We start from the raw sequence: 26,390 nt of genomic DNA, 5'->3' as shown, positions 1-26,390 counted from the left end.
TGGATCAGTTCCCCAGCAGGGCCTGAAAGCGCCAGTCGGGGAACATCTTGGCCATCTTGTTCACCGTGCGGAACGTGGCGCGCACGACCATGATGGCACGGTCGGGCCTGAGGCTCACGAGTTGAGGCGAGGGCACGCGCTGGACGGCGCCCGGGTTAAACAGCGACATCCGGCAGATGTCTTCGGCCGGCAGGTGAACGACGAAGGTTGTCATGACCCGTTCATGCCATGCCGCCCGTGTTCATATGCTTACACGAGCGGCGCAATTTGCGCCTAGTTCTGGGGCGTTGCGCCCTGGGCGGCCGGCAGGTCCACCACGGCGCGCACGCCCGGCGCGTTGTCCTCGAGCCGCAGTTCGCCCCGGTGCAGCCGGGCCACGGCGGCGACCAGCGACAGGCCGAGGCCGGATCCCGCCTCGGTACGGCTCTTTTCCAGCCGCACGAAGCGCTCCACCACCCTGCCCCGGTCGGCCTCCGGGATGCCCGGACCGTTGTCGGCCACCGTGATCAGCACGCGGCCGCCGGCAGACTTCAGGCTCACCTTGATCAGCCCGGCCTTGCCCTCGACCGGCTCGTGGTACTTGAGCGCATTCTCGATCAGGTTGACCAGCGCCTGCCCGAGCAGTTCGCGATTGCCGTGGATCCTGACGCCCTCGTCGATGTCCGTGTCGAGGGTCAGTCCCTCGTCCTCGGCGAGCGGGCCGTAGAGTTCGGCCACGTCCCCGACGACGGCGCTGAGGTCGATGTCGGTGAGCGCCCCCGACGGCGTCCCGGCTTCGGCGCGAGCGATCATCAGCAACGCGTTGAAGGTCTTGATGAGCTTGTCGCTCTCCTCGATCGTCGTCTCCAGCGCCTCGCGCCGGGCGCCCTCGTCCTGGTTCTCGCGCAGCGCCGATTCCGCCTTGTTGCGCAACCTCGTCAGCGGCGTCTTCAGGTCGTGGGCGACGTTGTCGGTGACTTCCTTCATGCCCTGCATCAGCGTCTCGATGCGGTCGAGCATGGCATTGAGGTTGGTGGCGAGTGCGTCGAACTCGTCGTTGCGGCCGGTCACCGGCACGCGCTCGCTAAGGTCGCCGGCCATGATCTTGTTGGAGGTCGAGGTGATCGTGTCGATGCGGCGCAGCACCCGCACCGAGGTCACGACGCCCGCGATGAGCGAGAACAGCAGGATGCCGCCGACGCCCATGGCGAACCACTGGAACACGATGGCGGTGAAGCCGCGGCGCTCCACCACGTCGCGTCCCACCACGAGGATCAGGCCGCTCGACAGCCGCTCGGTCCGCACCACGGCAGTGCCCTGGCGCTGCGCCGCGCCCACCTCGTCGAACGGCGGCGTACGGGAGTAGTTGAAGCTGTAGGTGCCCGGCTCGGCCACCACTTCCGGCGGCAGGTCGGTGACGTTGCCCACGATCACCTGGCCCGACGGATCGGCGAGGTAGTAGATGCCCGGCCCGGGCAGCGTCGACAGGCGCTGCACCGCGACGATGGTGGCACGGAAGCCGCCGTCGCTGTCGAGCTTCATCAACTGGGCGGCTTCGCGGTCGATGGCGTCGGTCTGCTGGCGCTGCAGTTGCACCGAGGTCTGCCAGAAGACGAGCCCCAGGAGGCCCACGGCAAAGACCACGAAGATCAGCATGAACAGCGCCGTGAGGCGCACCGTGGTCGTACGCCACAGCTGGGACAGCCTGAACATCGGTCAGTCGCGGATCATGTATCCGGCGCCGCGGATCGTGTGCAGCAGCGGGTTGGCGTGGCCCTTGTCGATCTTGGCCCTGAGCCGCGACATGTGCACGTCGATGACATTGGTCTGGGGGTCGAAGTGATAGTCCCAGACGTTCTCGAGCAGCATGGTGCGGGTCACCACCTTGCCGGCATTCTTCATCAGGTACTCGAGCAGCCGGAACTCGCGCGGTTGCAGCAGGATGGCCTCGCCGTCGCGCTCGACCTTGCGGCTCAGCCGGTCGAGCTGCAGCCCGCCGACCTCGAAGGTGGTGGCCGCCTCGGCCGGCGTCGAGCGCCGCGCCAGCACCTCGATCCGGGCAAGCAGCTCGGTGAAGGCGTAGGGCTTGACCAGGTAATCGTCGCCGCCGGCCCGCAGGCCGGTGACCCGGTCGTCGACTTCGCCAAGGGCGGAAAGGATCAGCACCGGGGTGTGGTTGTTCTCGGCCCTGAGGCTCTCGATGATCGAAAGGCCGTCGCGGCGGGGCAGCATGCGATCGACGATGAGCACGTCGTAGTCCATCGAGGAGGCCATGGCGTAGCCGGTCTCCCCGTCGCTGGCATGGTGGGTGACGTGCCCTGCTTCGTCCAGCGCCTGGATCAGGTAGGTCGCCGCCTCGCGGTCGTCCTCGATCAGCAGAATCTTCATGTCACCGGCCCCGGGGTGAGTAGCGAATGGCGAATGGCGAACAGGTTCGTAGCTCAACACCACTTTCTACTCGCTATTCGCTATTCGCCACCCGCTCAAGAAGAGGCTCCGGAGCAATGCCCCGGAGCCCAGATGCGTCAGGAGTTGTTGGCGTCGATCGGCAGGCCGATGAAGCGGGTGTTGCCGTCGCGCTGCGCCTTGACCAGCGCCGTGTTGCGGCCGGAGTCCTTGACCGCCTTGATCGCCTTCTCGAAGTCGGCGACCGACGAGACCGCCGTGTTGTTGACCTCGAGGATGGTGTCGCCCACGGCCAGGCCCTTCTCGGCGGCAGCCGAGTTCTGGTCGACGTCCTGGATCAGCAGGCCGTTGCCATCCGCGTTCGGCACGAGCGTCAGGCCGACGCTGGTCGAAGCAGGCTCCGGCTGGACCGGCTGGGCCGGCTGGGTCTGGTTGTCGTTGGCGGCCAGCTTGCTCTCGTCCAGCTTGCCCAGCTCGACCGAGATCTTCTGCTCCTTGCCGTCACGCCAGATGGTCAGCTCGACCTTGGTGCCCGGGTTCTTGCCGGCGATGGTGCGGCTGAGATCGAGCGCGTTGGTGACGGCCTTGCCGTCGACGGCGGTGATCACGTCACCCGACTTGACGCCGGCCTTGTCAGCCGGGCTGTCCTTGGTCGGCTCGGTCACCAGCGCGCCGGCGGCATCCTTGAGGCCGACGCTGTCGGCGATGTCGCGGGTCACGTCCTGGATACCGACGCCGAGGAAGCCACGGGTCACGGTGCCGCTCTGGATGAGCTGGCCGGTCACCTGCTTGACGACGCTGGCCGGGATGGCGAACGCGATACCCACATTGCCACCATTGGGGGAGAAGATCGCGGTGTTAACACCGACCACTTCGCCGTTCATGTTGAAGTCCGGGCCACCGGAGTTGCCGGTGTTCACCGCCGCATCGATCTGCAGGAAGTCGCCGTAGGACGAGCCCTGGATGTCGCGGCCGCGGGCCGAGATGATGCCGGCGGTCACAGTGCCGCCGAGGCCGAACGGGTTGCCGACCGCGACCACCCACTCGCCGACGCGCGGCTCGACGTCGCTCAGCTTGACGAACGGCAGGTCGGTCTCGCCATCGAGCTTGACCACCGCGAGGTCGGTCTTCTGGTCGGTGCCGACCACCTTGGCCTGCTTCTGGGTGCCGTTGTCGAACACCACGGTGACCTTGTCGGCATTCTCGACGACATGGTTGTTGGTGACGATGTAGCCGTCAGCGGAGATCACGAAGCCCGAACCGGCCGCCATGAACTTGCGCGGCGGGGTCGGCTGCGACTGGCCCTGGTTGCCCTGGCCGAATTCCTGGCCGAACTGGTTGAAGAAGTCCTTGAACGGATGATCGTCGGGCAGGTCGGGGAAGTTGAACTGGAACTGCCCGCCGCCGCGCTGCAGCTGCCGCGCCGGGCTCTTCTCGGCGCCCTCGACGATGATCGAGACCACGGCCGGCTTCACGGCATCCACCAGGTCAGCGAAATTGGGGACGTTGGTGACCGCCGGGGCCGTGATCTGCGCGGCCGGCACGAGCTTGGCGCTTTGCGCGCTGGAGGGCGCGGTCGCAGCAACGAACGCGGTCCCGCCGCCGATGCCGGCAAGGATCGCGAGGGCCGAGGCCCCGATCCAGCGGCGGGCGCGGGAATTCAGAATCGAGCGCATCGTGTTCTCCTTCAGTCAGGCACTCATTGATGGCCCTGACATATGGAGAACGGCCCCTTTCTGCAGCGTGTCGCCCGCGTTAATTATCGGTAAGGTTGCCGGTCGCGTGCGGGTGCGACGGTATGGGGGCCGGCCTACTGCAACCGCTCCGCAATCCACATCTTGATCAGCGACTGGCGCGTGACACCGAGCCGACGGGCCTCACGGTCCAGCCTGTCCACGACCCAGGTCGGAAAGTCGACGTTGACTCGCTTGGCCTCAAGGCCGGGACGGCGGGCGCTCGACCAGTCAATGTACTCGTCGATGTCTTCGCCGTCATCGAACTTGCGGTCGAGTTCAGCTGCGCTGATTGTCTTCATAGCTCTTGGTCTCCGACTGTCGGGCTCGCCTGACCGAAATCAGGCGTACCCTGTCACCGCGCAAGGTATAGAACGCCGCCCAGACCTTGGTTCCAATCCGGCCGACCAAAACCAAACGCGGCTCTTCATCACTTCGAGCATCAAACTCGATCCGATTGTCATCATCCCACAAGGCCTGCGCTTCATCGAAATCGATGCCGTGCTTGTCCCTGTTCGATGCGCTCTTTTTCGGATCGTACTCAAAGGGCATGAGCGAATATAGTATAGAAACTATACCAATTCCACCCCGCCTACCGCTCCAGTTCCTCCAGCGCCTTGCGCTCCTCGTCGCTCAGCTCGGCATCCGTGACCACGGCGCGCTTGCGTCGGGCGCCGATGAACACCGCGATGCCGCCGATCACCAGCGCCACCGGCGCCGCGATCCACAGCAGCAGGGTATGCGGCGCGATCACCGGGTTGAGCAGCACGTATTCGCCGTAACGCGCGACGAGGTAGGCCCGCACCTGGTCGTCGCTATCCCCCGCCGTCAACCGCTCGCGCACGATGACCCGCAGGTCGTGCGCCAGGTCGGCGTCGGAGTCGTCGATCGACTGGTTCTGGCAGACGAGGCAGCGCAGCCCTTCCGAGATGGTGCGCGCCCGCGCCTCGAGCGCCGGATCGGCCAGCATCTCGTCGGGCCGGACGGCGAGCGCCGGCACGCTCAGCACCAGCAGCATCAGCACGGCGAGCAGCGCCCTCATTCGGCCGGCACCCGGCTGGCCGACGGCTGCGGCGCGCCGATGCGCAGGCGCCGGTAGCTCAGCGACAGGAAGCCGGCCCCGGCCATCAGCAGGCACCCCAGCCAGATCAGCGTCACGTAGGGCTTGAACCACAGCCGCACCACCGACTTGCCGTCGGCCTGCGGCTCGCCGAGCTGCAGGTAGAGCTGGCTGAAGCCGTAGGTGAGGATCGAGGCCTCGGTGGTGGGCATGCGGCTCTGCACATAGACGCGCCGCTCCGCCACGGCCGTGCGGATTTCCCCGCCGGGCGCGCGCACCTGGAAGGTGCCGGCATCGGAGGCGTAGTTGGGGCCTTCCTCGTGGGCGATGCCGCTGAAGGTGACCTCATGTCCGGCGATCGTCGCCACCTGCCCCGCCGTCATGGTGGTGACCAGCTCGGCCTGCCAGGCGCTGGCGGCGACGATGCCGATCACCGAGACGCCAAGCCCGAAATGGGCGAGCGCCGTGGCCCAGGCCGTGCGCGGCAGCCCGAACAGGCGCCGGAACGAGGTCACGACGTCGGTGCGGAAGAACTTCGCCCGGTCGACCAGTTCGGCCAGCGCCCCGAACGCCACCCAGAAGCCGAGCAGCAGCCCGAGCGGGGCCAGCGACACCGAGGCCCCGGTCAGCGCAAAGCAGAGCACCGCCGCGAACAGCGCCAGCCCGGCCGCGCCGGCCAGCCGTTGCGTTACCCCGATCAGGTCGCCGCGCTTCCAGGCCAGGAACGGCCCGAACGGCAGGATGATCAGCAGCGGCGCCATGATGGCCCCGAAGGTGAGGTTGAAGAACGGCGCCCCCACCGAGATGGTCTCGCCGGTGAAGGCCTCGAGCAGCAGCGGATAGAGTGTTCCGACCAGCACCGCCACGGTGGCGGCAGCGAGGAACAGGTTGTTAAGGATCAGCGCGCCTTCGCGGCTGATCGGCGCGAACAGACCGCCGGCCCGGAGCGCCGAGGCGCGGAAGGCGAACAGCGAGAAGGCCCCGCCGATGAAGGCGGCGAGCAGCGCCAGGATCACCATGCCGCGTGTCGGATCGGTGGCGAAGGTATGCACCGAGGTGAGGATGCCCGAGCGCACCATGAAGGTGCCGAGCAGGCTCAGCGAGAAGGTGATGATGGCGAGGAAGACCGTCCAGATCTTAAGCGCGTTGCGCTTCTCCATCACCAGCGCCGAGTGCAGCAGCGCGGTGCCGGCGAGCCAGGGCATGAAGCTGGCGTTCTCGACCGGGTCCCAGAACCACCAGCCGCCCCAGCCGAGTTCGTAGTAGGCCCAGTACGAGCCCATGGCGATGCCCAGCGTCAGGAAGGCCCAGCTGAACAGCGTCCACGGCCGCACCCAGCGGGCCCAGGCGGCGTCGATCCGGCCCGAGATCAGCGCGGCGATGGCGAAGCTGAAGCAGACCGAGAAGCCGACATAGCCGGTGTAGAGGAGCGGTGGATGGATAGCGAGGCCGATGTCCTGCAGGATCGGATTGAGGTCCTTGCCTTCGAACGGGGCCGGGCTCAGTCGCAGGAACGGGTTCGAGGTGAACAGCGTGAAGCCGAGGAAGGCCGCCGCGAGCAGGCTCTGCATCGACAGCACCAGCGACAGCAGGTCCTTGGGCAGGTTGCGCCCGAAGGCGGCGACTCCGGCGCCCATGATCACCAGGATCAACACCCACAGGACCATCGAGCCCTCGTGGTTCCCCCACACGGCGGTGATCTTGTAGATCAGCGGCTGCGCGGAATTGGCATGCTCGGCAGCGAGCTTGAGCGAAAAGTCGGAGGTGACGAAGGCCTGCACCAGCGCGGCGAACGCCGCCACGACGAGCAGCAGCTGCAGCACCGCGCCCTGCTGCAGGTAGCCCGCGATCGTCTCGCGCTTCCAGAAGACCAGCCCGGTGACCGCCGAAATCGCCGAGATGGCGAAGGCGAGAACGAGCGCGAAATGGCCGAGTTCGATGCTCATTGGGCAATCCCTCCCTTGAGCCTTGCTGCCCACCATCCACTCGGTGTCATCCCAGCGAAAGCTGGGACCCAACTCACGGCTCGGGCGGGCGGAGAAATGGGTCCCTGCTTTCGCAGGGATGACACCCGAACGGAATTGGCAACTTTGCGCCCAGCAACGGGGCCCCCTCGTTGCGCCCCAATCACCGGGTCATCCCCGCGAAAGAGGGGACCTTCGTTTGCGATTGGGCCGCAAGCGCCGAAAACAGAGGTTCCCGCTTTCGCGGGAATGACATCGCGGATGTGGAAGCTCACAGCGCAGCCCCCTCGCGCTGCCACTCGCCGCGCTTCTTCAACTCGTCTACCACTTCGCGCGGCATGTAGGTCTCGTCGTGCTTGGCCAGCACGTTGGTGGCGGCGAACGTCCCCGCCGGCGAGACGCTGCCCTCGATCACCACGCCCTGCCCTTCGCGGAACAGGTCGGGGAGGAGCCCGACATAGTGCACGCTCATGTCGGTGGCGCCGTCCGTCACCACGAAATCCGAGGTCTCGCCCTCGCGCTTCCAGGACCCCTGCTTGACGAGGCCGCCCAGCCGGATCGGCGTCCCCGCCGCGATGGCTTTCTCGTGAATCTCGCTGGGTGAATAGAAGAACACGATCTGGTCGCGCAGCGCGACGAAGATCAGCCCGGCGGCGACCACCAGGACGGCGCCGAGCCCGGCGATGATTGCGAGTCTTTTCTGCTTGCGAGTCAATTGTTTGCCACCAGTCCATTATCCGCCGCAAGAACGTCGAGCGCGGCGCGATCGGCCGCATCGGGATAGGCCTTGCGGGCCGCGTCATAGGCCTGTTGCGCCAGCTCGGGCTGGCCGAGCACGAGGCGCGAACGAACCAGCCGCGTCCATTCGTCCACCGTGCCGCCGCCCTGCATCAGGCGCGTCGACAGCCCTTCCACCATGCCGGCAATGGCCGAGCCATCCGGAATGGTGCCACCGTTGAGCCCGGCCTCGGCCGCAGCAAGCCCCGCCGTGGCATTGGCGTACCAGGGTTCGTCGCCCTTGCCGAGCTTCAGCAGCGCCTGCCAGTCCGCCTTGGCGGTGGCATAGTCGCCCTCGCGGGTCGCCTCGGAGGCGAGGTAGTAGCGCGAACGCACATGCGCCGGGTCGCGCGCTGCGGCGCTCTTGAACAGCGCGAGCGGCTCTCCCGTGGCGTCGCCCTTGTTGGCCATCATCACGGCCTCGCCGAGGTCGGTCTCGCGGTCGGCGGTCGGGCCGTCGAGTTCGATCACCCGGCGCAGCGCCGCGGCCGCATCGGCGTAACGGCCCAGCTGCATGTAGGCCGGGGCGATCACGGTCCAGCCGCGCAGGTCGTCGGGCTGCTTCTTGAGCTGCGCCTCGATCCGCGCGATGGCGTCGTCGAGGGTCATCTCCGGTGGCGGCGTATCCGCGCGCTCGGCCAACGGCTGTGCCGGCAGGTCGGGACGACCCAGGGCGCCATACACCCCGAGGGCCAGGATCGCCGTCGCCAGCGTCGCCCCGGCGACGATGCCGCGCCGGCTGTCAGCGCCGGCAGGGACCGGCTTTTGTGCGCCCTTGAGCCTGAGCAGCTCGCGCGCCAGCTCGCCCTTGGCCGCCACCGCTTCCGCAGCGCCCAGCCGGCCGTTGGCCGCGTCGGTCTCGATCTCCTTGAGCTGAAGCTTCAAGTGCTGCACCTCTGGGCTGTCTACAACCGGTGCGGTCGCGTTGACCCTCCGCCCGGCCCCCGCATAATAGAGTGCGGCGCAGGCGATGGCTGTGACCACGATAGCGAGCGACCAGAAGATCATGAACAGGTCTTTGCCTCATGTGACGGTGCTGAAACGCGCCCGATCTATAAAGGCATTCGGGCAAATTATGCACCTGCACACTACGATGTGTGGGGGGCGCATTGCCGCAGCCCGTGCGGTGGCCTGATTCATGGCGGACAGCTTCGACCACCTGATCCTGGGCTCGACCCCGTTGGCCGGTCTCATCGCCGGCCTGCTGGCGGCCGCGCACGGCAGGCGGGTGTGCCTCGTGGGCGAGCCGTTCTCGCCCTTCCGCCTGCAGCGTAACCTCGGCCTCTCCATCGCGCCGGTCACCCGTCCCGAGACGCTGATCCTGCTCAAGGCCAGTGCCGCCGAGACCGTCAGGCTGATCGGCGGCTGGGGCAAGGGCCTGCTCACCCGCGCCGACGCGCTCTTCGTCGCCGAGACGCCGGCGAGCATCGCCGCGCTCGGGCACTTCCGCCACCTGGCGCTTGCCCTCGGCTACACTATCGAGCCGTTGGCCGACCGCAGCATTGCCGGCGGCCTCATGCTTCGCGTCCGCGACGCGCAACTGATCGGTCACGGCCGGCTCGAGCCGGAACTCGAATCCTGGCTGGCCGGACTGGGGGTTCGCCATCTCGATGCTGCCGTCACCGACGTGACGCTGCGCAAGGACGGGAGCGCACGCATCGCAAGCGAGGGTCGCACGTTCGAGGCCGCACAGGCCGTGCTGGCAGGGGACAACGTGATCCGCCAGTACCTGGGCGACGACAACCTCGACCGCAGCCTCGAGACGGTCCCCGCCAGCAGCGTGTTGCTCGAGGGCGGCCGGCCCCTGCCCTCGCCTTTCGTCGCCTTCCTCGATCGCGGCGTGACGCTCGAGCAGGACGGGCGGGTCGCCGTTTCCGGTGTCGTCACCGGCGATCCGGCGACGGCGCGCGCGCGGCTGGGCAGTGCCGTGGCCCGCGCCGGCACGCTGCGGCTGGCCGGCGAAACCGCGCTCCACGCCGTCCGCACCATCGATGGCGCGCCCTATTTCGGCCCGGCGCGCGGCGCCAGGACCCTGCTCATCGCCGGGCTCGGCCCGGCCGCCCCCTTCTATGCCCCGGCCATCGCCCGCCACCTTGCTGGCGCCAGCCCGGCCGACGAGGCGAGCTGGTTCGCGGCGCGCGGCCCGACGCGCGGCAACCTCCGCCTCCAGGTCGCGGATTACAGCGCGGTGCCGGCTTGAGCGACACCCCCAACCGCCTCCCGGCCGATGCGCCGCACGGCCTCGGCGGCGCCGCCATCGACCGCTCGCGCCCGCTGCGCTTCCGCCTCAACGGACGGGTCATCGATGGCTTTGCTGGCGACACCGTCCTCTCGGCGACCCTCGCCGCCGGCATCGGGATCGCCGGACGCCACGGCGACGAGGCGCTGGCGCTCGACGAGGGCTTCGCGCCGCTCGTATCCGCCGGCAGGGATCTCGTCCTGCCCATGGATCGCACCCCGGCGCTCGACGGGCTCGAACTGACCACCATCGGCACGCGGCGCGACCCCATCGCTTCGGGTGGGCTGCTGGGCGCGCTGCGCAACCGCCTCCTCGGCCCGGCGCGCACCCTGAACCATCGCTTCGGCGACGTCAGCGCGCCCTTGCCGCCCTGGCACCATGCCGCGCCAAGCGAGACCCTGTCCGTCGACTTCGTTATCATCGGCGGCGGCGTCGCCGGGTTGAGCGCTGCTGCGGCGGCCGCGGCGGCCGGCAAGTCCGCCGTACTGGTCGAGCGCAGCGAAGCCCTCGGCGGCGCCGTCGGCTATTTCGGCGCCGTCGACAACGAGGCGCCACCCGAGGCGACCATAGCAGCGCTCTCCGGCAGACTCGGACCAGCCGTAACCGTGCTGACCCGTGCCGAGGCTTTCGCCATCGCTGGCACCACGGTGCGCGTGCACCAGGTCAGGATCGAGGGCAACCGTCCCGCGGCGCGCGTCCTCGCGATCGAAGCGCGCCATGTCGTTCTTGCCACCGGCGCCGTCGAACGCCTGCCGGTGTTCCCGGGCAACCGGACGCCCGGCATCGTCGGTGGCCTCGCCGCCTACCAGCGCGCCACGCGCCATGGCGTGTGGCCGGGCCGGCGCGCCCTGTTCACCACGCCGCACAGCTTCGCCTACCGGCTTGCGCTGCATGCCGCCGACGCTGGGGTCGCGGTGCAGCGCATCGTCGATGCACGCCTCGCGCCGCAGTCGCGTTTCGTCGATTTCGCCAAGGCCACCGGCATCACGCTCGCCTCGGCGCTGGCGCCCAGCCACGCCGAACCGCTCGCGCGCAACCAGCCCGGCCTGCGCGTCGGCTTTGCCGTCAACATCGACGCCATCAGCCAGGATTCGACCGCCATCGAGACTGACCAGCTGGTCGCCTCGGGCGGCTGGCAGCCCGATATCCGGCTCTGGCTGAGATCGGGCGGTCAGGCGAAGTGGAACCAGGCCGAGGGCTGGCTCGCCCCCGAGGGCACGTTGCCTGCCGTCAGCCTCGCCGGCGCCGCCGCGGGCCTGCGCTCGACCACCGCCGCCATCGCCAGCGGCAAGGCCGCCGTCCTCGCGGCTCTCGGCAAGTCCACCCCGCCCGTCGTCGACCATGTCGTCGACGCAGCCTTCGAGACGCCCGACGCCCGCACCTCGATCGCGCCGTTCCGGCCGCACGCCAGGGGCAACACCTATCTCGACCGGGGAAGTTCGCTGGTCACGCGGCGCGCCGCAGCCGCCAGCCGGCACGGGGTCTCGGGCATCGCCACGCGCGCCATCCAGCTCGGCCTCGGCGACATCGCCGCGGCCGTGGACATCGGCGCGCTGGCTCCGCGCGATGCCGGCCCGGTCGCCGCCGAGCGCTGCGGCCTCGCCGGCGAGATCACCGACAGTGGCTGGCGCGTTCCTGCCCCTGATCCTGGCGTCGGCGACGATGTCCCGGCTCCGCCTCCCTACCTCACCGGCCGGTTCGGCGACAGGCCGCAGGTCTGGACCCTCGCGGCGGCCGACGCCCGCACCTTCGAGCCCGGCTGCCTTGTCTTCGAAAACTCGCATGCCTCCGATCCGCTGAAGGCGATCGGCGTCACCTACGCGGCGCCGAAGGCCCCCGCCAACGGGGCCATCGCCCTGATGGCTTCGGCACCCGAAGGGGTGCAGCTCTTCGTCCGCGACGCCGGCACGGCGGTGGCGGCACGGCTGGTCGAGAGGCTGAGACTGAAGAGCTGATGGCTGCGCTTCCCTCCCCCTTGAGGGGAGGGAGCGAGGGAGGGGGTGGTCCTGTGATCACCGATGGACCCCCACCCCAGCCCCTCCCCTCACGGGGGAGGGGAGCCAAGCTACCCCACCCGGCGCTCCGCCCCGTAGCGGGCGCGGCGCAGCACTTCGGCATAGTCCGGGTTGAAGCGCAGTTCGGCCATCTTGATCGCCGCGTCGAGACGCGCGCCGATCACCCGGTCGGACGGGCTCTGCCGGAACAGCTCGAGATTGCGCTGCACGTGGATTTCCAGCGCCTGCCCGACCTGGTTCCAGATCTGGTCGAACAAGGCATTGAGAGCCAGCGATTCCCGGCAGTCGCGCACCGTCGCCAGCACGTAGCAGCCGTTCAGCGCGGACAACACCTGGTCGCTGTCGATCCGGTCGGTGCCGGAGTGGCGGCGCAGCGCCAGGTTCACGTTCGGCCCGACATCGCGCAGCTTGGGCTCGATCAGCTCGGACACCGTCGTGGTCAGCCCGGCGACGATGGTCGACCAGCGCGTCACCCGCCCGAGTTCGACAAAGCCGGTCACGGCGCGCATCAGGCGGTGGAAACGATCGACGGAGCGGCAGATGAGATCGATATCGGCGAAGGCGCCGAACTGCTGCAGCGCCGGAATCTGCGCCTGCGCATGGCTCAGCATGGCCTCGACCAGCGGGGCGAAGCCGGCGCGCTGCACCGCCTGTTCGGTGGCCGAGTCGGCGATGCGGATCACGGCGCCCATCATCCGGCCGGGGCTCTGCACCTGGCCGAGCGCCGCCTGCATCAGCAGGGCGGTCACCGCCTGGTCCTGCAGCGGCATGGACTGCAGGGCGAGCCCGAGCGCGGCGTCGTCGGTCATGCCGTTGACCGCACGGCCGAAGGCGCGCGCCTTCTCGAACAGGCTGCGGCACTTGACGGCGTGGAGGATGGCCGGCAGCCGGTCGAACACCTCGTCGCCCCCGACCTGCATCCTCAGCCGGCGCTCCGCCTCGCCCCTGGCTTCGGCCAGGGTGCTGCGGGCGCGCAGCAGCAGCTCGGGCACGAGCCGGTCAAGCGCCTCGCGCGCGGCCGGGTCGGCATCGTCGGCATTGGCATCGACGAGGTCCGGCGCGACATCGCGCACCATCCAGGTCCAAACAGCGCGGGCATGATCCTCGGCCACGGCGCCGTCGAAGTCGAAGGTTGGCCGGCCCGGCACCAGCACGGCATCGATCAGGCCGAGAAACGGCCTCTGGGCCGGGCGCTGGCGGCGCGATAGCGCGCTCTCGTTGGATGCGGCAGCGGCAGGACTGTCGTTCATGAAAACCGGTGGGCGAAGGGGCCAGCGTCGTCCCCGAACCTAGCCCTCACCGGTAAACAAATGGCTATTCAGTGGCTTGCGCCCCGATCACGTTTTTCCGGCTTCAGCCGGCGACGGACCAATTGCCGGTTGCGTCGCGGCACGCCGTGCCCTTGCGCGCATGGGGTGCACCGCCGATGGTCACCGTGTGGGTGAAGTCGCGGCAATCGATGTTGTTGACCCGGACATACGGGCCCACGGTCACCGAGCCGGTGACGCCCTTGTCGCCGCTCCAGGCCCGCGGGGCCCCCGGCCGGCCGAAGGTCAGGGCGTTGAACTGGGCGCTCGCTGCCTCGGACTTGTCCTTGGCGCTGAGCTGGGCGACGATCGTTCCGTCGACGAAGGAGGTGACATCGTTCATCGCCACGGTCGAGGGCTGCACGGCGGTCGTCGTCGGCAGCGCCGCGGGCATGAGCGCCGGCTGGGCCGCCAGCGCCGAATTCGGCTGCGGCAGCGTCGGACCCGTTGCCAGGTTCGAGGTCGTCGGGCTCGAGCTGCAACCGGCAAGCAGAAGCATGGCGAGGACGGGAAGGGCGCGAACGGTCAGCTGCATGTCGGTCTCGAGCGGGAAGGCCGTGGCCTTATTCCTTGCGTATTGAGGCGAAAGTGCGGAAGCCGGCGACCTTTGCGGCAGGTAGCCGCAATTCGGCGAGCAGGCCCCCCAGCACCGAACGCTTCAATTGCAGGGAGCCACCGTAAACGTCAACCAGTTCCTTCACGATATCCAGCCCCAGACCCGATCCGGGCGCCTTCTCGTCCAGCCTGACGCCGCGCTGCAACGCCTTCTCGGCTTCTGCCTCGGTAAGGCCCGGCCCGTCGTCGTCGATCTTGATCAGCAGATTCGTCGTGCCGTCGCGCCGCTCGGCCACCACGGTGACGCCGATCGCGGACTTGGCCCACTTGCAGGCATTGTCGAGCAGGTTCCCCGCCATCTCCTCGAGGTCGCCCTCGTCGCCCCGGAACCACGGAAGCGAAGCATCCGGGCGCACCATAGCGATGGTGATGTTGGGGTTGAGCTTCTGCATCACGCGGGTCAGCCGCAGCATCACGTGCGTGGCGTCGGCCTTCTTGCCGACCACGGCCGAGCGCGCCGCGAGCCGCGCCCGGTCGAGATAGGTGGTCACCAGCTGGCTCATCTTCTCGGTCTCGGTGGCAACCACGGCGGCCAGCGGACTCTTGCGGTCGGCGCTCGCCTCGTTGCGCAGCACGGCGATCGGCGTCTTCAGCCCGTGCGCGAGGTTGCCCACCTGGTTGCGGGCCCGCTCGACGATCTGTGCATTGGAGCGCAGCAGCTCGTTGATCTCCTCGCTGAGCGGCGCGATCTCGGCCGGGTAGATGCCCGTCACCGAGGCCACTTCGCCCTCGCGCACCCGCTCCACCTCGCGGCGCAACTGCCCCACCGGCCTGAGCGAGATGCGCGCCACGATGGTCGACATCACCGCCAGCATGATCGCCACCGCGCCGAGCACGATCAGCGTCTGGCCGCGAAACTCCTCGACCAGCGACAGGATCTCGTCCAGCGAACCGGTCACCATGATGTGCAGCGGCAGCCCGTTCACCGTCACCGCCCGCTCGACCACGCGGATCTTGATGCCGAACGGGTCGCTCAGCACCGCCGACTTGGTATTGGTCGCATCGAACGGCCCGGGCAGCGGCCCGAGCACCATGCCAACATAGGAATTGGAGAAATTGAGCAGCTCGCCATCGTCGTTGCGGATGGCCCAGTACCAGCCCGAACCGGTCCGGTCGAAGCGCGGGTCGGCCACCTTGATCTGGTCCGACTTGGGCGTGTCGGCGAGTAGGCTCAGGTCGGTCAGCGTCTCGATGTGGAACTCCAGCGTCTCGACCAGGCTGTTGTCGAGCGCACGCTGGTAGAGCTCGGTGAGCAGGAACGCCGTCGCCACCAGCGCCACCGCCAGCCACCCGGCCGAGAGCAGGAACAGCGACGCCGCGATCGAGCGCTTGCGATGCGGATGCAGTGTATCGGCGACCGGACGGCGCCGGAGGCGGGCGCGGACGGATTCCCACAGAGCGGACGCCCGTTGTATGATTGAGGTGCTCACCCTAGACACGCCGCGGGCTCCAACCTGCCTTCTCCCCTTGCGGGAGAAGGTGGCCGGAGGCCGGATGAGGGGTTCGCAGACGAAGTCTGCGCGGCCGGCGCAATGCGACGGACGACACGGCGCGTTGAGAGAAACCCCTCATCCGCCCTTCGGGCACCTTCTCCCGCAAGGGGAGAAGGCAGGAGAACCGAAGCCGTCCAGTCGGAATGTCCGCCCCCTCAGTCCTCGGCGATCTGATAACCCAGCCCGCGCACGGTCTGGATGCAATCATCCGGCAGCTTCTTCCTGAGCCGCCCGACGAACACCTCGATCGTGTTGGAATCGCGGTCGAAGTCCTGATCATAAAGGTGTTCGGTCAGCTCGGTGCGCGAAATCACCTTGCCCTTGTGGTGCATCAGGTAGCTCAGCAGCCGCAATTCGTGGCTGGTCAGCTTGATGGCGTGGCCGTCGACGGTGACCTTCCCCGCCTTCACATCGAGCCGCACGGAGCCAGCGACGATCTCGTTGCTGGCCTGCCCGGCGGCGCGGCGCACCAGCGCGCGGACGCGGGCCAGCACCTCCTCCATATGGAAGGGCTTGGCGACGTAGTCGTCTGCGCCGGCGTCGATCCCCTGCACCTTGTCGCTCCAGCGATCGCGGGCGGTGAGCAGCAGCACTGGCATCTTCTTGCCGCCGCGGCGCCATTCCTCGAGCACCGACAGCCCGTCCATCTGTGGCAGGCCGATATCGAGCACCACCGCGTCGTAAGGCTCGGTGTCGCCGAGGAAATGGCCTTCCTCGCCGTCGAAGGCGACGTCGACGACATAGCCGGCCTCGGTCAGCGCCTCTTTCAGCTGGCGGTTGAGATTGGTGTCGTCTTCCACGACGAGAATGCGCATTCGAACGTCCCCTTCAGAGCGCTTTCAGGAAAAGTTGCAGACTTTTCCGGTTCGAAAGCGCGACAATTCAAAGACCTGGAGCATATCGACGTTTCAGCGAAACGGGGATACGCGGAAGCCGCCACGACCGCACCCCGCGCCCGGCTGAGCCGGCCCTGCGCGCGGACGGTCAAGCACGGATTCTACGTGAGGCCCTACTGGGCCGGCAAGCTCACAGGTTTGCTTTCGCCATATGCATCCATCACGTTGACCTGCCATTCCCACTGGCCGCCAACCAGGCACACCTTGGCCTGCGACGAGATGATCTTGCCGTCGACGCCCGACTGCGCCAGCGCCTGGCTCAACTGCACCAGTTCCCCGCTGTCGATTTTCTGCTGGATCTCGCGCTTGCTCAAGCACTCCTCCGCCAGGGCCGGCGCGGCAAACCCCACCCCCAGCCCCAGCGCCAAGACGCCGGCCAGCACTGTCGATGCAAAGTTGTTCATGCCAGCGTTATGCGGGCGGGGGGATGAATGGGGGATGAATGGGGTAGGCGCCCCCACCCATTGCGCACTCTGTAGCCATCCGCTACATTTTGCCGATGAAGCAGATCGCCTACACCAGGGACGCGCTGAAGGCACTTAGAAAGATGCCTGCCAACACGGCCGAGAGGATCAAGGCGAAGATCGAAGCATACGCCACCGACCCTGCCTCGCAGGCCAACAACGTCAAGGCGTTGCAGGGCCGGTCCGGCATCCGCCTGCGGGTTGGAGACTGGCGCGTCATCATGGAAGACGGCGTCGTGCTGGCCGTGCTGGAGATCGGGCCGCGCGGCAGAATCTACGACTGAAGGAGACTCAAGATGAACGAGATGGTGACCATCCCCAGGGCGGAGTACGAGCGTCTGCTTGAGGCCGCTGAGGACCTGGCGGACATCGCCGCCTACGACCGCGCCAAGGCTGCCCTTGCCTCGGGCGCTGACGAGCTGATCCCCGCCGACTTCGCCAACCGGCTGATTGCCGGCGAAAACCCCGTGCGAGTGTACCGGGACTTTCGCGGCTTGACCCAGGCCGCACTCAGCGAGGCCTCCGGGGTCAACCGCGTGCAGATCGCCAATATCGAGTCCGGTACGAAGCGGGGGTCTATCGACACGTTGAAGAAGCTGGCTGGCGCGCTGGGGGTGTCGCTGGACGACCTGGCTTGAGTAGCGCCAAGGCGCGGGCGTCACTGGTGACGGCTTCCGTTCAACCCGTAACTACACGGGTGAGACAAGCGATGACCTGCCTCAGCATGGCTCCTTTGCTCGATTCACCAACACAGGGTACCATTCCCGCCATGAGTCTTGGTTGCTGGGGGCAGATGAACTCGATCGATTGGCTGAAGGACTATGCGCCCGTAGCCCAGTTCGCAGCCTACAGCGTACTAACGGTGGCTAGCGTCTTCGTTGCAACGATTCAGTTCTTTTTGGCTAGGCGGCAGAATTTTGGATGGGGTCCAGTCCTCTTTCTGCGCTACAGCGAGCACCTGACGGTTCACCATAGTCCGACCTTCAGCTACCTGAGTTTTGGCTTCGAGTTTTGGAACCGTCGAAGGTACCCACTTCTCGTACGCGACGTGTTCGTTTCAATTGAAAATATGCGATTCCAGCGCACCGAGAACGACGACCCAACTAACGGGTTTTACTTCTTGGGCGACCGCAATCTTGTACAATCCGACGAGCTAATAGTTGAGCCGACCGGCCACATGAGCCGGGACATATCGCTCCCGGTTGTCCTCCCGCCGACTGGCAGCGTTCCTGAGAATGTGAGCGTGCGGATAAACTTTTTCGATCCGAGATTGAACAAGGACCTTAGCCTGACGATGTCGCGGCTCTATCAGGTTGGTGCAGAGAACGCCCACACTCTGCCAGTGCGACGAAAGAACCTGGGTTTTGGGTTACCCGGGTAGTATGAGCGACGAGGTCGGACTGGCTAAGCCATCGACCCGAATTAGGCGGCGCATACCCAGCCGCCGAGAAACACTGCGACCATTAGCTCCGCTGGCAGTCGTTGAGACGCGGCGCCGGCACGCAGTCAGCCAGCCTTCACGCCCTTCCGCAGAAACAGGATCGCCAGCCCCTCCATCAGCAACTGCCCCGCCGATTGCCCGTCGAAGCTGGGCGGGTCGACGCCGACCAGCTGGCTGAGCGCGGCCAGCACCATGGCCGCGGCGACGATGTAGGTCTTGAAGCCGTTCAGGATTCCGAGATTCACGAGAGTTCTCCGTAGGTTGGATGTGAAGATGCCCACCAGGAGCCTGAGCTTCTGGCGGGCGATGGCCTCGCCGAGGCCGTCTAAGATGGTCTTACGCATGGAAGCTCGCGGCCCCCGCGTGTCCGGCGCCGAACACCGGGCTCAGTTGCGCGACGGTGAAATCGAACGCCGCCGGCAGCGTGCCGAAATCGGCGACCTGCGCGGCGGCGGCATAGGTCGCGGCGGGCGTCGAGACTTCGATCGTCCGCACCGCATCCGCACCGTCGTAGATCGTCACGCGATAGGCCTCCGGCACATGCTCGAGCGGCACTTCCGCCACCGCCCATGACCCGGCATCGGCCCGGCTCCGCCGCACCCAGCCGAGCGCGACATCGCCCCCCGCCCCACGCACGGCCCTGAGATGCACCGGCGGCAGCGGCAGCACCGGCGCGAGCGACAGCGTCGCCGTCACCGCCGCCCCGGCGCCATCGTGCCGCCCGGCAAACGCCCGCAAGTCTAGCTCGCCCCCGAGCCAATCCGCTTCCACCGGCACCGCCGTCACATTGCCGTCGAGCACCACCAGCCGGTTGCCCGCCGCCGCCGCCCCCATGGCGACATCGGTGCCGCCCAGTCCGCGCAGCAGCTCCGTCAGCCGATACCGCCCCGGCGACACCAGTTCGGCACCGGCAAAGCCGATCACCTCCCATTCGCCCGCGTCGGTCTCGACCGCCATCCGGTTGGCCCCGGCCAGCGCCGCCGCGAAATCCACCGGCGCCAGGTGGCCGCCGCTCAGCTCGATCTCGACGCTGCGCCGATCCCGCACATGCACCGGCCCAGCCGTGAGCGGCGTCACCAGTTCCCCGATCGCCGCCGCCCGCGACAGTCGCGCCAGCCGCACCCCCGGTCGTTGCCAGATGCACCTCCACCTCGCCCGGCCACGGGCTGGCATAGGCCGCGAGCAGCAGTTGCGATTGCCCGGGCGTCGCCGGATCGCCCGGCAGGTGCGCCACGATCACCACCGGTTCGGCCACCGGCGCCGGCCCCGGCGCCACCCGCGCCGGCCGGTCGGACAGCACCGCCGCCTTCAGCACCGGCGCCAGAGCCTTCGCCGTCACCTTGCGCGCCAGTCCATCGCGGATCTCGGCAATCTCGAACGGCCCCTCGCCTTCGCCCGCGACGGTGACCACGTCGCCCACCTCGAGCGCCGCGAAGGATGGCGGCAGCGTGAACTCCAGCGTATCCCGCTCCGTCCCCCGCGCCCGCAGCAGCTGCTCGGCCGCGCCCCGCGCCGAGGCCGCATCGAGCACCAGCCCGGTATTTTCGCCCGAAACCGCCGCCCCCTCCGGCCGCATTGCGGTCACCGTGCCCGCCAGGTATTCCCGCTCGCGATCGACAAACCCCACCGCCAGCCGCGCCACCGTCTCGGACGGATCAGGCCGCCGCCTTGACGCCAACGGCCCCTCCTCCTTCACCAGCTCGTCCCTCGACACCGTCACCGCCGCCGCCAGTTCCGGTCGCACCAGTTCCAGCCCCTCGGCCCCGTCGCGCACCGACAATCCGGCCGCAGCCAGCGCCGAAGCCGTCGCATCGCGCCAGCTCACCACGCCTTCGATCGCCATGCCCTGCACCAATGTCCCCGCCACATCCGCCGCCCCCAGCTCCACGCCGAAATCCGCCGCCACCGCGCGAGAAAGTTCATCCGGCGCCAGCGCGCCGAGCCGTCCGGTCAGCCAATGTCCTGCGGCATGGTTCTGCGCGTCGGCCCAGGTCGTCGTGTCCGACGGAAAGGCCGGATAGGGCCGCGCATCCCAGGTCCAGAGCGAGATCCGCCCCACCATCGGGTCGCCCGCCCAATGGCCGAGGTGCGCGCGCAGGAACTGCCGCTGCATCAACCCATCCGGCGCCCCGGACGAGAAATACGGCCGCCCGTCCTCCGACGACTTGCCGTCCGGAAACACGTTCGGCTGGTTCGCCCCCTTGTCCACCGCGCCGCAGCCAAGCTCGGTGAACCACACCGGCTTCATCCCCGGCACCCAGGCCGTCGGCGACGCCGAGCGCACCCCACCCACCCGGTCGTGGTGCGCACTGGCCCACCAGCCGGCGATATCCTTGAACCGCCACACCCAGGGCTCGCCATGCGCCCCGTCGCTGATCGGCGTGCGCGCCCCCGCCAGCCGGTCAGCGTCCGAGGCGTAATACCAGTCGAACCCTTCGCCGCCGTCGATTCCCGCCTCGAGGTAGCCGAGCCCATACGGTCCGTCGGCCGCCGCGTCCGGCCCGTCCTCGCCGTCGCGCCAGTCGGCGATCGGCATGTAGTTGTCGATTCCCACCGCCGCGATATCGGGCGAAGCCCAGAGCGGATCGAGATGGAACCACTTGTCCCCGGGCGCGTCCGGCGGCTGGAACCCGTGATACTCGCTCCAGTCCGCCGCATAGGTCAGGTCCACCGACGGCGCGAGCGCCTTGGCCTCTGCCGCGAGCGTCACCAGCGCAGTAACGAACGGAAACCCGCCCGCCGCCCGCGCCGCGGTCAGCCCCACCAGTTCCGAGCCGAGCACCAGCGCATCGGCGCCCGCCTCTTCGGCCAGCGTCGCGTAGTGCCGCACGAAGCGCCGATAGCCCCAGTCCTCCGTTCCGCCGACGAACGCCGCGACCTCCGCCGCTGCAGCCGCCACCGGCGCAATCCGCCCGCGCCAGGGATAGGCCGGCTGCCCCATCGCATTGTCCGCCGGAATGTCCATCAGCAGCATCGGATAGAGCGTCACCCCGAGCCCGCGCGCCTTCAAATCGGCAATCGCCGCCCGCACCGCCGCGTCCGATGGTGTGCCGCCATAGGCCGGCCCGCCCTCATGCATCGACACCACCGCGGCCGCGGCGCGCGACAACCCGGCCACGCCCCACTCCGCCCCCTTCACCGCGCGGGACGCCGCCTCCACCTTCGGCCGCACCGCGCATTCTCCGGCGCGCAGGTCGTCGCCGAACCAGCTCACCACCAGCGCCACGTGCTCGAGGTTGGGGCACAGGTCCTGCAGCTCGTCGAGCGACAGCATCCAGTCGCTGGTCAGCGCCGAAGCATGCGCGTTCTCGCGCTCGGCCGAGCCCCGCCCCACCACCCGCACCCGCGCCACCGGGTCGTAGCCGAACTCGGTCGCCCCGGGGATCAGCGTCACCGAGCGGATCAGCGGCTCGAGCTCGCCGACCACGCGGCAGAGCTCCACCGTGATGTTGGGGATGCGGTTGCCAAACTCGCCGAGCGGCAACCGCTCGAACACCAGGTAGCAGAGCCCGCGGTAGGCCGGCGCCGCGCCCGCCCCCTGCCTCGCCTCGATCAGGCTGTCCGCCTCCTGCGACTCGGTGCCGCGATAAAAGCGCAGGTTCAGCCCCTCCGTCTCGAGCAGCTGCCCGTCGGCCCAGATCCGCCCCAGCCGGCTCACCTCGCCCTCGCACAGCCCGATGGCAAAGCTCGCGACGATCTCCTCGTCCTCGGCCTGCTGCGTGCCCTTGGCCCCGGACTCCTCGCTCTTCAGCCGCTCCAGTTCCGTGGCCCAGATGATGTTGCCGCTCAGCCGGCTCCAGCCATAGAGCCGCGGCACCGCCCCGCCCTCCGACGACCCGGAAATGCGGATATCCGCGCCAGTCCTCGCCGCCGGCTTCTCGCCGAACAGCGCCTGGTCCACCACCGACCCGGCCAGCGCCCCCAGCGCCCGCCCGATGGTCGCCCCGATCGCCCCGCCAACCGCCGCGCCGACGAACTGCCCGGCCACCGATAGTGCCAGTGTTGCCATGTGTCCTTCCTCGCAATGGTCTGCTCCCCTCCCCCTTGAGGGGAGGGGGTGGGGGTGGGGGTCCATCGGTGATCACCGCACCACCCCCTCCCTCGATCCCTCCCCTCAAGGGGGAGGGAGGCGTTCCGGCAACCCCGACACCCCAACCCTCTCCCCAGAGGGGCGAGGGGGCGTTAGAGCCGCAAACTCAGTGTCTGTAGTCGCTCACCAGACGAGCCACATCGTCCCCTCGCCCCTCCGGGGAGAGGGCCAGGGTGAGGGGCGCCAAGCGCACCACTCCCTCAGTCGTCATCCGCGGACTTGATCCGCGGACACAGCGATGCCGCGACACCCCGTGGGTCCCCGGGTCAAGCCCGGGGATGACGGTGGATTGTTTCAGGGTCGGATTCCGGAAACTCCCACACCCCAGCCACCCGCTTCCGCCAGCCCTCGCTCAGCGCGCCCTCGACCACGCCCAGCCGCTCCTGCGCGTGCACGAACCGCCCGTCCGTCACCATGATCCCGCAATGCCGCGGCAGCGCCGCCGCGCCCATCCGGAACAGCAGCACGGCCCCCGGCCCCGGTACCCCCGGCACCAGCCACCGCTCCGCCAATCCCTGCAGTTCCGCTGCGTGTGAAAGGTCCCGCCACTCGGCCCGATAGTTCGGCAGCAGCGGCGGCTCCGCCCCCGTCACCTCGCGCCACACCCCCACCAGCAGCCCCAGGCAATCGCAGCCGACGCCGCGCAGGGCCGCGCGGTGCCGGTAGGGTGTCCCCACCCAGCCCCGCGCCGCCGCAACGATCTCCGCGCTCATCCGACCAGCTTCCGCCCGTCGAGTTCGGCGCCGGACTTGGGGTAGCGCAGCACGTAGTCGTTGCCCGGAATATGCGGAAAGCCGCGGAAGTTCACGGCATTGCCGAACCGCTCGCGGCGGGTCGCAAACCGCCGGTCGCACCCTGCCGTCAGCACCAGCGCGTCGCCCGCTTCCACCCAGTCCCCCACCGCCGAGCCGAAGCCGAGCACATCCACCCCGCCCAGCCGCTCGTGCGTCACCACGCGATCGCGCAGTCCGGCTCGCTTGCCGGCACCCCACGCCGCCATGCCGAACGCGAACCAGCCCGCCTCGAACCCGTCGATCCCGGACACCGCCACGCGGAACCGGTCCCGCACTCCAACCACCGTCGCCTCGGCGCGAAACGCCGGATCCTCGAGTTCCACCCCACAGCGCGCGTCCCCCAGTTCCGCATCGCACAGCGCCTGCCAGATCCGCCCCTGCGGCTGGTTGATCGCCTGCTGCCCCGAGCGCAGTTCGGCGCGGAACACCCCTTCCTCGCGCACGATCTCGCCGATCGTCGTCCGGCTCACCAGCAGGCGCTGGCTCGTGTCGCGCCAGTTCACCCGCCAGGTCGCCACCTCCGCCCCGTCGAAGCGCCCGAGCAGGATGTCGTCCTCGGCGATCGCGTCCGAATGCAGCACGCCCACCACCTCGGTCGTGTCCACGCTCGCCCCGAGCTTGCCGACGCGTTCCCCGCCATCGAGCCCATGCGCCGGCACGTAGTCGGTGCCGCCGAAGCTCAGGCCCGCGTCATGGTCGGTGAACCCCAGCACCAGCCCGTCGGCCCGCTCGATCCGCCAGCACGTCGCCAGCGTCGTCGCGCCGCTCGCGACATGGCTCGCGAACCCCGCCTCCAGAACCCTCATTCGCGCACCTCGATCAGCGGGATGGATGGCACCTCGGCAGCGTCGAAGCTCGTCAGTTCCACGTCCAGCCGGTCGATGTCGAAGCGCACCGGCACGTCGAACAGGAACCCCGCCGTCACCGCCGCGCCAAGCGCCGGCGCCACGTCGAAAGTCACCACCCCGGTCAGCGCATCGACGGAAAAGTCGGTGGCGGGCATCCCCGAACCCGCCACCGCCATCACCACCGTACCCGCGACGGGCTTGGTGATGGGTCTGAGATACGGGTCGAACGCCGTCCCGTAGTGCTTTGTCAGCGCAAACGAAACCGTCGCGCCATCGCCGGTCCCGATCACCTGGTCCAGCGCCGTCGGCGCATCGGTCCCGTTCGATGACCAGTCGAGCCCGTCGCGCCACAGGAACGAATGGAACCGCCCGCGCCGCTCCTCGAAAAACGCCAGCACCGCCGCCATGTCGGCCCGCGATTTCACGCCATACCCGGCATTGTACCGCCGCCGCGAATGCAACCACCGGCTGTTGCGCTCCTCGCGGCCGGAGGCGAGCGTCACGATGTCCGTCGCGCGCTCGGGGCCGCCGCGAGCGCCGAGCGAGATGTCGAGGGGAAAGCGGATGGGATGGAAGGTCATCTGATATTCCGTGTGCTTGGAGTTGCTCCCCTCCCCCTTGAGGGGAGGGGCCGGGGGTGGGGGTCCATCGGCGCTCACCGAACCACCCCGAAGGCGGTGGAGGGGGCGTGAACCGAAGTCTGTCAGTCGGTACCCCTCCCCCCTGAGGGGAGGGGCCGGGGGTGGGGGTCTTTCGGCGCTCACCGAACCACCCCCCCTCAATCCCTCCCCTCAAGGGGGAGGGAGGCGAAAGAGCCGGTGGGTGGGGGTTGCCGCCCACACCGGCTCTAGCTCCCCCGCGTCCCCCGCCGCACCGCCCGCAGCAGCATTGCCGACACCTCCGCTTCGCTCGCGGCAAAGCTCCGGGCATCGGTCGCCGTCACGTTGAAGGTCACGTTCACCGCCCCGGCGCCGGCCGCGACACCCAGCCGCCCGTCCGGGCCGCGCGCCAGCGGCAGCACCGCCTCGGCTCCCGCCTCCCCCGCCAGCCCAAGTCCCTGCCCCAGCCCGAACCAGGTCGGGCTCTGCAGCACGCCGCCCTTGGCAAAGGCGGTGACGCTCGGGTTGGTGGCGGTGAACAGGCTTTCGATCGCGCCGCTCACCAGCGACCCGATCGGCTGGAACGCCGCCTTCAGCGCGATGTCGGCAAAGCTCGCCGCCACCTCGCCCAGCACCGATTTCAGCGATCGGCTGTCGAGGACCGCGCCGCGAAAGGCCCGGCTCAGCGCCTTGCCGACGCCATCCGCCAGGTCGCCGATGCGCTCGAGCTCGGCCGACACATCGCCCAGCCCCGAAAGGCTGTCGCCAAACGGATCCGCCATCACTTCACCTCGTCAGGGAACGCCGCCATCAGCCGCCCCAGCACCTCGCGCCCCGGCGCAACACCACGCGCCCGCCCGGCCCGCGCCTCGAACGCCGCCGCCAGCTCGCGCGGCGTCAGCCCCCAGAACTCCCGGCTGGAGAGCCGCAGCACGCCGAAGCCGAAGCGCATCGCCTCGTCCCACGGGAAGGCCCTCATGCCGCCTCTCCGAAGGTCGCGCGCAACAGCCGCGCCGCAATCTCCGCCGCCCCGCGCAACCCGCCCTCGATCGACATCCGCGCCAGGTCGTCGTCGGTCACGGCATTGCCGCCACCACGCAGGCCCGCCCCGATGATCGCCGTCAGGTCCCGCGCCGACACCCGCCCGGCGGCGAAACGCTCGCTCAATCCGACCAGGTCGCCGGCCCCAAGCCGCGCCTCGAGTTCCGCCAGCGCGCCCAGCGTCAGGCACAGCACCCGCTCCTCGCCCTCGAACACGGCCGAGATTTCACCCCGCTGGATGTTCGGCATGCATTGTCTCCTCTTTGTGCTCCCCTCCCCTTGAGGGGACGGGTGGGGGGTGGGGGTCCATCGGTGATCACCGCACCACCCCCACCCTCAATCCCTCCCCTCAAGGGGGAGGGAGGCTAAGCCACCACGAAGCTGAGTTGCCCCGCGCTCTCGAGCGCCAGCTCGAACGTCACTTCCCCCGCATGGTCGGCCGAAAACTCCAGCGCCACGATCTGGAACGGCCCCTCGACCGTGCCGAAGTCGGGCAGGATCAGCTGCCAGCTGCGGATCGTGCCGGCAAAGAACAGCGCTCGGATCGTCGCGTCCGAGGCCTGGTCCTTGAAGATCCCCGACCCCGCCACCGCCGCCCGCTTGATCCCGCCGCCGGCCAACAGCTCGCG

At 68.8% G+C, this 26,390-nt stretch carries 29 protein-coding genes; 5 read left to right on the top strand and 24 right to left on the bottom strand.

Features of this window, described 5'->3' with window-relative positions; translation table 11 throughout:
- Nucleotides 1-4 precede the first annotated feature (4 nt).
- From J0I99_RS19525 to ccmI, 10 genes are all read right to left on the bottom strand, one after another.
- Complete coding sequence (locus tag J0I99_RS19525; RefSeq protein ID WP_291393701.1) at nucleotides 5-214, bottom strand: hypothetical protein; 210 nt, start codon at nucleotides 212-214, stop codon at nucleotides 5-7.
- A gap of 59 nt (nucleotides 215-273) precedes the next feature.
- Nucleotides 274-1,692, bottom strand: coding sequence for a HAMP domain-containing sensor histidine kinase (locus tag J0I99_RS19520; protein WP_291399138.1), 1,419 nt, complete (start codon nucleotides 1,690-1,692; stop codon nucleotides 274-276).
- A 3-nt stretch (nucleotides 1,693-1,695) separates the two neighbouring features.
- The gene (locus tag J0I99_RS19515; RefSeq protein ID WP_291391102.1) at nucleotides 1,696-2,367 is read right to left on the bottom strand and encodes a response regulator transcription factor; all 672 of its coding nucleotides are present in this window, start codon (nucleotides 2,365-2,367) and stop codon (nucleotides 1,696-1,698) included.
- Between the two features lie 137 nt (nucleotides 2,368-2,504).
- Nucleotides 2,505-4,061, bottom strand: a complete 1,557-nt coding sequence (locus J0I99_RS19510; RefSeq protein ID WP_291399137.1) for a Do family serine endopeptidase — start codon at nucleotides 4,059-4,061, stop codon at nucleotides 2,505-2,507.
- Between the two features lie 134 nt (nucleotides 4,062-4,195).
- Nucleotides 4,196-4,411 (bottom strand): CopG family antitoxin, encoded by a 216-nt coding sequence (locus J0I99_RS19505; RefSeq protein ID WP_367115454.1) that lies wholly within the window; start codon nucleotides 4,409-4,411, stop codon nucleotides 4,196-4,198.
- Nucleotides 4,398-4,670 carry a BrnT family toxin gene (locus tag J0I99_RS19500; RefSeq protein WP_291399135.1) on the bottom strand — a complete coding sequence of 91 codons (273 nt, stop codon included), beginning with the start codon at nucleotides 4,668-4,670 and terminating at the stop codon, nucleotides 4,398-4,400. The genes J0I99_RS19505 and J0I99_RS19500 overlap by 14 nt, the downstream gene beginning before the upstream one ends.
- Nucleotides 4,671-4,710: 40 nt before the next feature.
- The gene (locus J0I99_RS19495; RefSeq protein ID WP_291399134.1) at nucleotides 4,711-5,160 is read right to left on the bottom strand and encodes a cytochrome c-type biogenesis protein; all 450 of its coding nucleotides are present in this window, start codon (nucleotides 5,158-5,160) and stop codon (nucleotides 4,711-4,713) included.
- Nucleotides 5,157-7,124 (bottom strand): heme lyase CcmF/NrfE family subunit, encoded by a 1,968-nt coding sequence (locus tag J0I99_RS19490; RefSeq protein ID WP_291399133.1) that lies wholly within the window; start codon nucleotides 7,122-7,124, stop codon nucleotides 5,157-5,159. The genes J0I99_RS19495 and J0I99_RS19490 overlap by 4 nt, the downstream gene beginning before the upstream one ends.
- Before the next feature lie 289 nt (nucleotides 7,125-7,413).
- Entirely contained in the window at nucleotides 7,414-7,857 is a 444-nt protein-coding gene (ccmE, locus tag J0I99_RS19485) for a cytochrome c maturation protein CcmE (protein ID WP_291390027.1), read from the bottom strand.
- A complete protein-coding gene (gene ccmI / locus J0I99_RS19480; protein WP_291399132.1) occupies nucleotides 7,854-8,927 on the bottom strand; it encodes a c-type cytochrome biogenesis protein CcmI in 1,074 nt (357 codons plus the stop codon). Before ccmI ends, ccmE begins: the two co-directional genes overlap by 4 nt.
- Nucleotides 8,928-9,057: 130 nt before the next feature.
- On the opposite strand from ccmI, the gene J0I99_RS19475 reads away from it, so the two are divergent.
- Nucleotides 9,058-10,119: a hypothetical protein gene (locus J0I99_RS19475; protein WP_291399131.1), complete on the top strand. Its 1,062-nt coding sequence runs from the start codon at nucleotides 9,058-9,060 to the stop codon at nucleotides 10,117-10,119.
- Nucleotides 10,116-12,113: an FAD-dependent oxidoreductase gene (locus J0I99_RS19470; RefSeq protein WP_291399130.1), complete on the top strand. Its 1,998-nt coding sequence runs from the start codon at nucleotides 10,116-10,118 to the stop codon at nucleotides 12,111-12,113. Before J0I99_RS19475 ends, J0I99_RS19470 begins: the two co-directional genes overlap by 4 nt.
- A 110-nt stretch (nucleotides 12,114-12,223) precedes the next feature.
- Here the strand turns inward: J0I99_RS19470 and J0I99_RS19465 are convergent, their stop codons facing one another.
- The 5 genes from J0I99_RS19465 to J0I99_RS19445 form a co-directional block, all read right to left on the bottom strand.
- Entirely contained in the window at nucleotides 12,224-13,423 is a 1,200-nt protein-coding gene (locus J0I99_RS19465; RefSeq protein WP_291399129.1) for a hypothetical protein, read from the bottom strand.
- A gap of 103 nt (nucleotides 13,424-13,526) precedes the next feature.
- On the bottom strand, nucleotides 13,527-14,015 hold the full coding sequence (locus J0I99_RS19460) for a hypothetical protein (RefSeq protein ID WP_291393341.1): 489 nt from the start codon (nucleotides 14,013-14,015) through the stop codon (nucleotides 13,527-13,529).
- Nucleotides 14,016-14,043: 28 nt separating this feature from the next.
- Nucleotides 14,044-15,525 carry a HAMP domain-containing sensor histidine kinase gene (locus J0I99_RS19455; RefSeq protein ID WP_291399128.1) on the bottom strand — a complete coding sequence of 494 codons (1,482 nt, stop codon included), beginning with the start codon at nucleotides 15,523-15,525 and terminating at the stop codon, nucleotides 14,044-14,046.
- A gap of 218 nt (nucleotides 15,526-15,743) precedes the next feature.
- Nucleotides 15,744-16,403 carry a response regulator transcription factor gene (locus tag J0I99_RS19450; RefSeq protein WP_291393339.1) on the bottom strand — a complete coding sequence of 220 codons (660 nt, stop codon included), beginning with the start codon at nucleotides 16,401-16,403 and terminating at the stop codon, nucleotides 15,744-15,746.
- 194 nt (nucleotides 16,404-16,597) lie between these two features.
- The gene (locus tag J0I99_RS19445; RefSeq protein ID WP_291393338.1) at nucleotides 16,598-16,888 is read right to left on the bottom strand and encodes a hypothetical protein; all 291 of its coding nucleotides are present in this window, start codon (nucleotides 16,886-16,888) and stop codon (nucleotides 16,598-16,600) included.
- Nucleotides 16,889-16,983: 95 nt separating this feature from the next.
- On the opposite strand from J0I99_RS19445, the gene J0I99_RS19440 reads away from it, so the two are divergent.
- The 3 genes from J0I99_RS19440 (at nucleotide 16,984) to J0I99_RS19430 (ending at nucleotide 18,329) form a co-directional block, all read left to right on the top strand.
- Nucleotides 16,984-17,232 carry a type II toxin-antitoxin system RelE/ParE family toxin gene (locus J0I99_RS19440; RefSeq protein ID WP_291399127.1) on the top strand — a complete coding sequence of 83 codons (249 nt, stop codon included), beginning with the start codon at nucleotides 16,984-16,986 and terminating at the stop codon, nucleotides 17,230-17,232.
- Nucleotides 17,233-17,244: 12 nt separating this feature from the next.
- Nucleotides 17,245-17,586, top strand: a complete 342-nt coding sequence (locus J0I99_RS19435; RefSeq protein WP_291399126.1) for a helix-turn-helix transcriptional regulator — start codon at nucleotides 17,245-17,247, stop codon at nucleotides 17,584-17,586.
- 71 nt (nucleotides 17,587-17,657) lie between these two features.
- Nucleotides 17,658-18,329 carry a hypothetical protein gene (locus J0I99_RS19430; protein ID WP_291399125.1) on the top strand — a complete coding sequence of 224 codons (672 nt, stop codon included), beginning with the start codon at nucleotides 17,658-17,660 and terminating at the stop codon, nucleotides 18,327-18,329.
- 125 nt (nucleotides 18,330-18,454) lie between these two features.
- Here the strand turns inward: J0I99_RS19430 and J0I99_RS19425 are convergent, their stop codons facing one another.
- The 9 genes from J0I99_RS19425 to J0I99_RS19385 form a co-directional block, all read right to left on the bottom strand.
- On the bottom strand, nucleotides 18,455-18,733 hold the full coding sequence (locus tag J0I99_RS19425; protein ID WP_291399124.1) for a hypothetical protein: 279 nt from the start codon (nucleotides 18,731-18,733) through the stop codon (nucleotides 18,455-18,457).
- A complete protein-coding gene (locus tag J0I99_RS19420) occupies nucleotides 18,715-22,398 on the bottom strand; it encodes a glycoside hydrolase/phage tail family protein (RefSeq protein ID WP_291399123.1) in 3,684 nt (1,227 codons plus the stop codon). The genes J0I99_RS19425 and J0I99_RS19420 overlap by 19 nt, the downstream gene beginning before the upstream one ends.
- 347 nt (nucleotides 22,399-22,745) lie before the next feature.
- Nucleotides 22,746-23,192 carry an NlpC/P60 family protein gene (locus J0I99_RS19415; protein ID WP_291399122.1) on the bottom strand — a complete coding sequence of 149 codons (447 nt, stop codon included), beginning with the start codon at nucleotides 23,190-23,192 and terminating at the stop codon, nucleotides 22,746-22,748.
- On the bottom strand, nucleotides 23,189-24,079 hold the full coding sequence (locus tag J0I99_RS19410) for a DUF2163 domain-containing protein (RefSeq protein WP_291399121.1): 891 nt from the start codon (nucleotides 24,077-24,079) through the stop codon (nucleotides 23,189-23,191). The genes J0I99_RS19415 and J0I99_RS19410 overlap by 4 nt, the downstream gene beginning before the upstream one ends.
- Nucleotides 24,076-24,702 (bottom strand): DUF2460 domain-containing protein, encoded by a 627-nt coding sequence (locus tag J0I99_RS19405; protein ID WP_291391240.1) that lies wholly within the window; start codon nucleotides 24,700-24,702, stop codon nucleotides 24,076-24,078. Before J0I99_RS19405 ends, J0I99_RS19410 begins: the two co-directional genes overlap by 4 nt.
- Before the next feature lie 266 nt (nucleotides 24,703-24,968).
- Nucleotides 24,969-25,502 (bottom strand): phage tail tape measure protein, encoded by a 534-nt coding sequence (locus J0I99_RS19400; RefSeq protein ID WP_291399120.1) that lies wholly within the window; start codon nucleotides 25,500-25,502, stop codon nucleotides 24,969-24,971.
- Nucleotides 25,502-25,699 (bottom strand): rcc01693 family protein, encoded by a 198-nt coding sequence (locus J0I99_RS19395; protein ID WP_291399119.1) that lies wholly within the window; start codon nucleotides 25,697-25,699, stop codon nucleotides 25,502-25,504. Before J0I99_RS19395 ends, J0I99_RS19400 begins: the two co-directional genes overlap by 1 nt.
- On the bottom strand, nucleotides 25,696-26,010 hold the full coding sequence (locus J0I99_RS19390; protein WP_291389983.1) for a gene transfer agent family protein: 315 nt from the start codon (nucleotides 26,008-26,010) through the stop codon (nucleotides 25,696-25,698). The genes J0I99_RS19395 and J0I99_RS19390 overlap by 4 nt, the downstream gene beginning before the upstream one ends.
- Nucleotides 26,011-26,126: 116 nt before the next feature.
- On the bottom strand, nucleotides 26,127-26,390 hold a 264-nt coding region (locus J0I99_RS19385; protein WP_291399118.1), incomplete at its 5' end, for a phage major tail protein, TP901-1 family.

The organism is Devosia sp. (genome assembly GCF_017307495.1).
In the GTDB taxonomy this organism is placed as follows: Bacteria; Pseudomonadota; Alphaproteobacteria; order Rhizobiales; family Devosiaceae; genus Devosia_A.
Note: the sequence above shows the minus strand (reverse complement) of the source record. Positions and strands in the feature narration are given on the sequence as shown.

Excerpts from the sequence above, each read along its gene's own strand:
- ccmI (WP_291399132.1), bottom strand. The coding sequence starts at position 8,927 with ATGATCTTCTGGTCGCTCGCTATCGTGGTCACAGCCATCGCCTGCGCC.
- J0I99_RS19525 (WP_291393701.1), bottom strand. The coding sequence starts at position 214 with ATGACAACCTTCGTCGTTCACCTGCCGGCCGAAGACATCTGCCGGATG.
- J0I99_RS19405 (WP_291391240.1), bottom strand. The coding sequence starts at position 24,702 with ATGACCTTCCATCCCATCCGCTTTCCCCTCGACATCTCGCTCGGCGCT.
- J0I99_RS19400 (WP_291399120.1), bottom strand. The coding sequence starts at position 25,502 with ATGGCGGATCCGTTTGGCGACAGCCTTTCGGGGCTGGGCGATGTGTCG.
- J0I99_RS19475 (WP_291399131.1), top strand. The coding sequence starts at position 9,058 with ATGGCGGACAGCTTCGACCACCTGATCCTGGGCTCGACCCCGTTGGCC.
- J0I99_RS19450 (WP_291393339.1), bottom strand. The coding sequence starts at position 16,403 with ATGCGCATTCTCGTCGTGGAAGACGACACCAATCTCAACCGCCAGCTG.
- J0I99_RS19500 (WP_291399135.1), bottom strand. The coding sequence starts at position 4,670 with ATGCCCTTTGAGTACGATCCGAAAAAGAGCGCATCGAACAGGGACAAG.
- J0I99_RS19415 (WP_291399122.1), bottom strand. The coding sequence starts at position 23,192 with ATGAGCGCGGAGATCGTTGCGGCGGCGCGGGGCTGGGTGGGGACACCC.
- J0I99_RS19515 (WP_291391102.1), bottom strand. The coding sequence starts at position 2,367 with ATGAAGATTCTGCTGATCGAGGACGACCGCGAGGCGGCGACCTACCTG.
- J0I99_RS19410 (WP_291399121.1), bottom strand. The coding sequence starts at position 24,079 with ATGAGGGTTCTGGAGGCGGGGTTCGCGAGCCATGTCGCGAGCGGCGCG.
- J0I99_RS19460 (WP_291393341.1), bottom strand. The coding sequence starts at position 14,015 with ATGCAGCTGACCGTTCGCGCCCTTCCCGTCCTCGCCATGCTTCTGCTT.
- J0I99_RS19420 (WP_291399123.1), bottom strand. The coding sequence starts at position 22,398 with ATGGCAACACTGGCACTATCGGTGGCCGGGCAGTTCGTCGGCGCGGCG.
- J0I99_RS19430 (WP_291399125.1), top strand. The coding sequence starts at position 17,658 with ATGACCTGCCTCAGCATGGCTCCTTTGCTCGATTCACCAACACAGGGT.
- J0I99_RS19425 (WP_291399124.1), bottom strand. The coding sequence starts at position 18,733 with ATGCGTAAGACCATCTTAGACGGCCTCGGCGAGGCCATCGCCCGCCAG.
- J0I99_RS19435 (WP_291399126.1), top strand. The coding sequence starts at position 17,245 with ATGAACGAGATGGTGACCATCCCCAGGGCGGAGTACGAGCGTCTGCTT.
- J0I99_RS19495 (WP_291399134.1), bottom strand. The coding sequence starts at position 5,160 with ATGAGGGCGCTGCTCGCCGTGCTGATGCTGCTGGTGCTGAGCGTGCCG.
- J0I99_RS19440 (WP_291399127.1), top strand. The coding sequence starts at position 16,984 with ATGAAGCAGATCGCCTACACCAGGGACGCGCTGAAGGCACTTAGAAAG.
- J0I99_RS19390 (WP_291389983.1), bottom strand. The coding sequence starts at position 26,010 with ATGCCGAACATCCAGCGGGGTGAAATCTCGGCCGTGTTCGAGGGCGAG.
- J0I99_RS19510 (WP_291399137.1), bottom strand. The coding sequence starts at position 4,061 with ATGCGCTCGATTCTGAATTCCCGCGCCCGCCGCTGGATCGGGGCCTCG.
- J0I99_RS19520 (WP_291399138.1), bottom strand. The coding sequence starts at position 1,692 with ATGTTCAGGCTGTCCCAGCTGTGGCGTACGACCACGGTGCGCCTCACG.
- J0I99_RS19465 (WP_291399129.1), bottom strand. The coding sequence starts at position 13,423 with ATGAACGACAGTCCTGCCGCTGCCGCATCCAACGAGAGCGCGCTATCG.
- J0I99_RS19490 (WP_291399133.1), bottom strand. The coding sequence starts at position 7,124 with ATGAGCATCGAACTCGGCCATTTCGCGCTCGTTCTCGCCTTCGCCATC.
- J0I99_RS19395 (WP_291399119.1), bottom strand. The coding sequence starts at position 25,699 with ATGAGGGCCTTCCCGTGGGACGAGGCGATGCGCTTCGGCTTCGGCGTG.
- J0I99_RS19445 (WP_291393338.1), bottom strand. The coding sequence starts at position 16,888 with ATGAACAACTTTGCATCGACAGTGCTGGCCGGCGTCTTGGCGCTGGGG.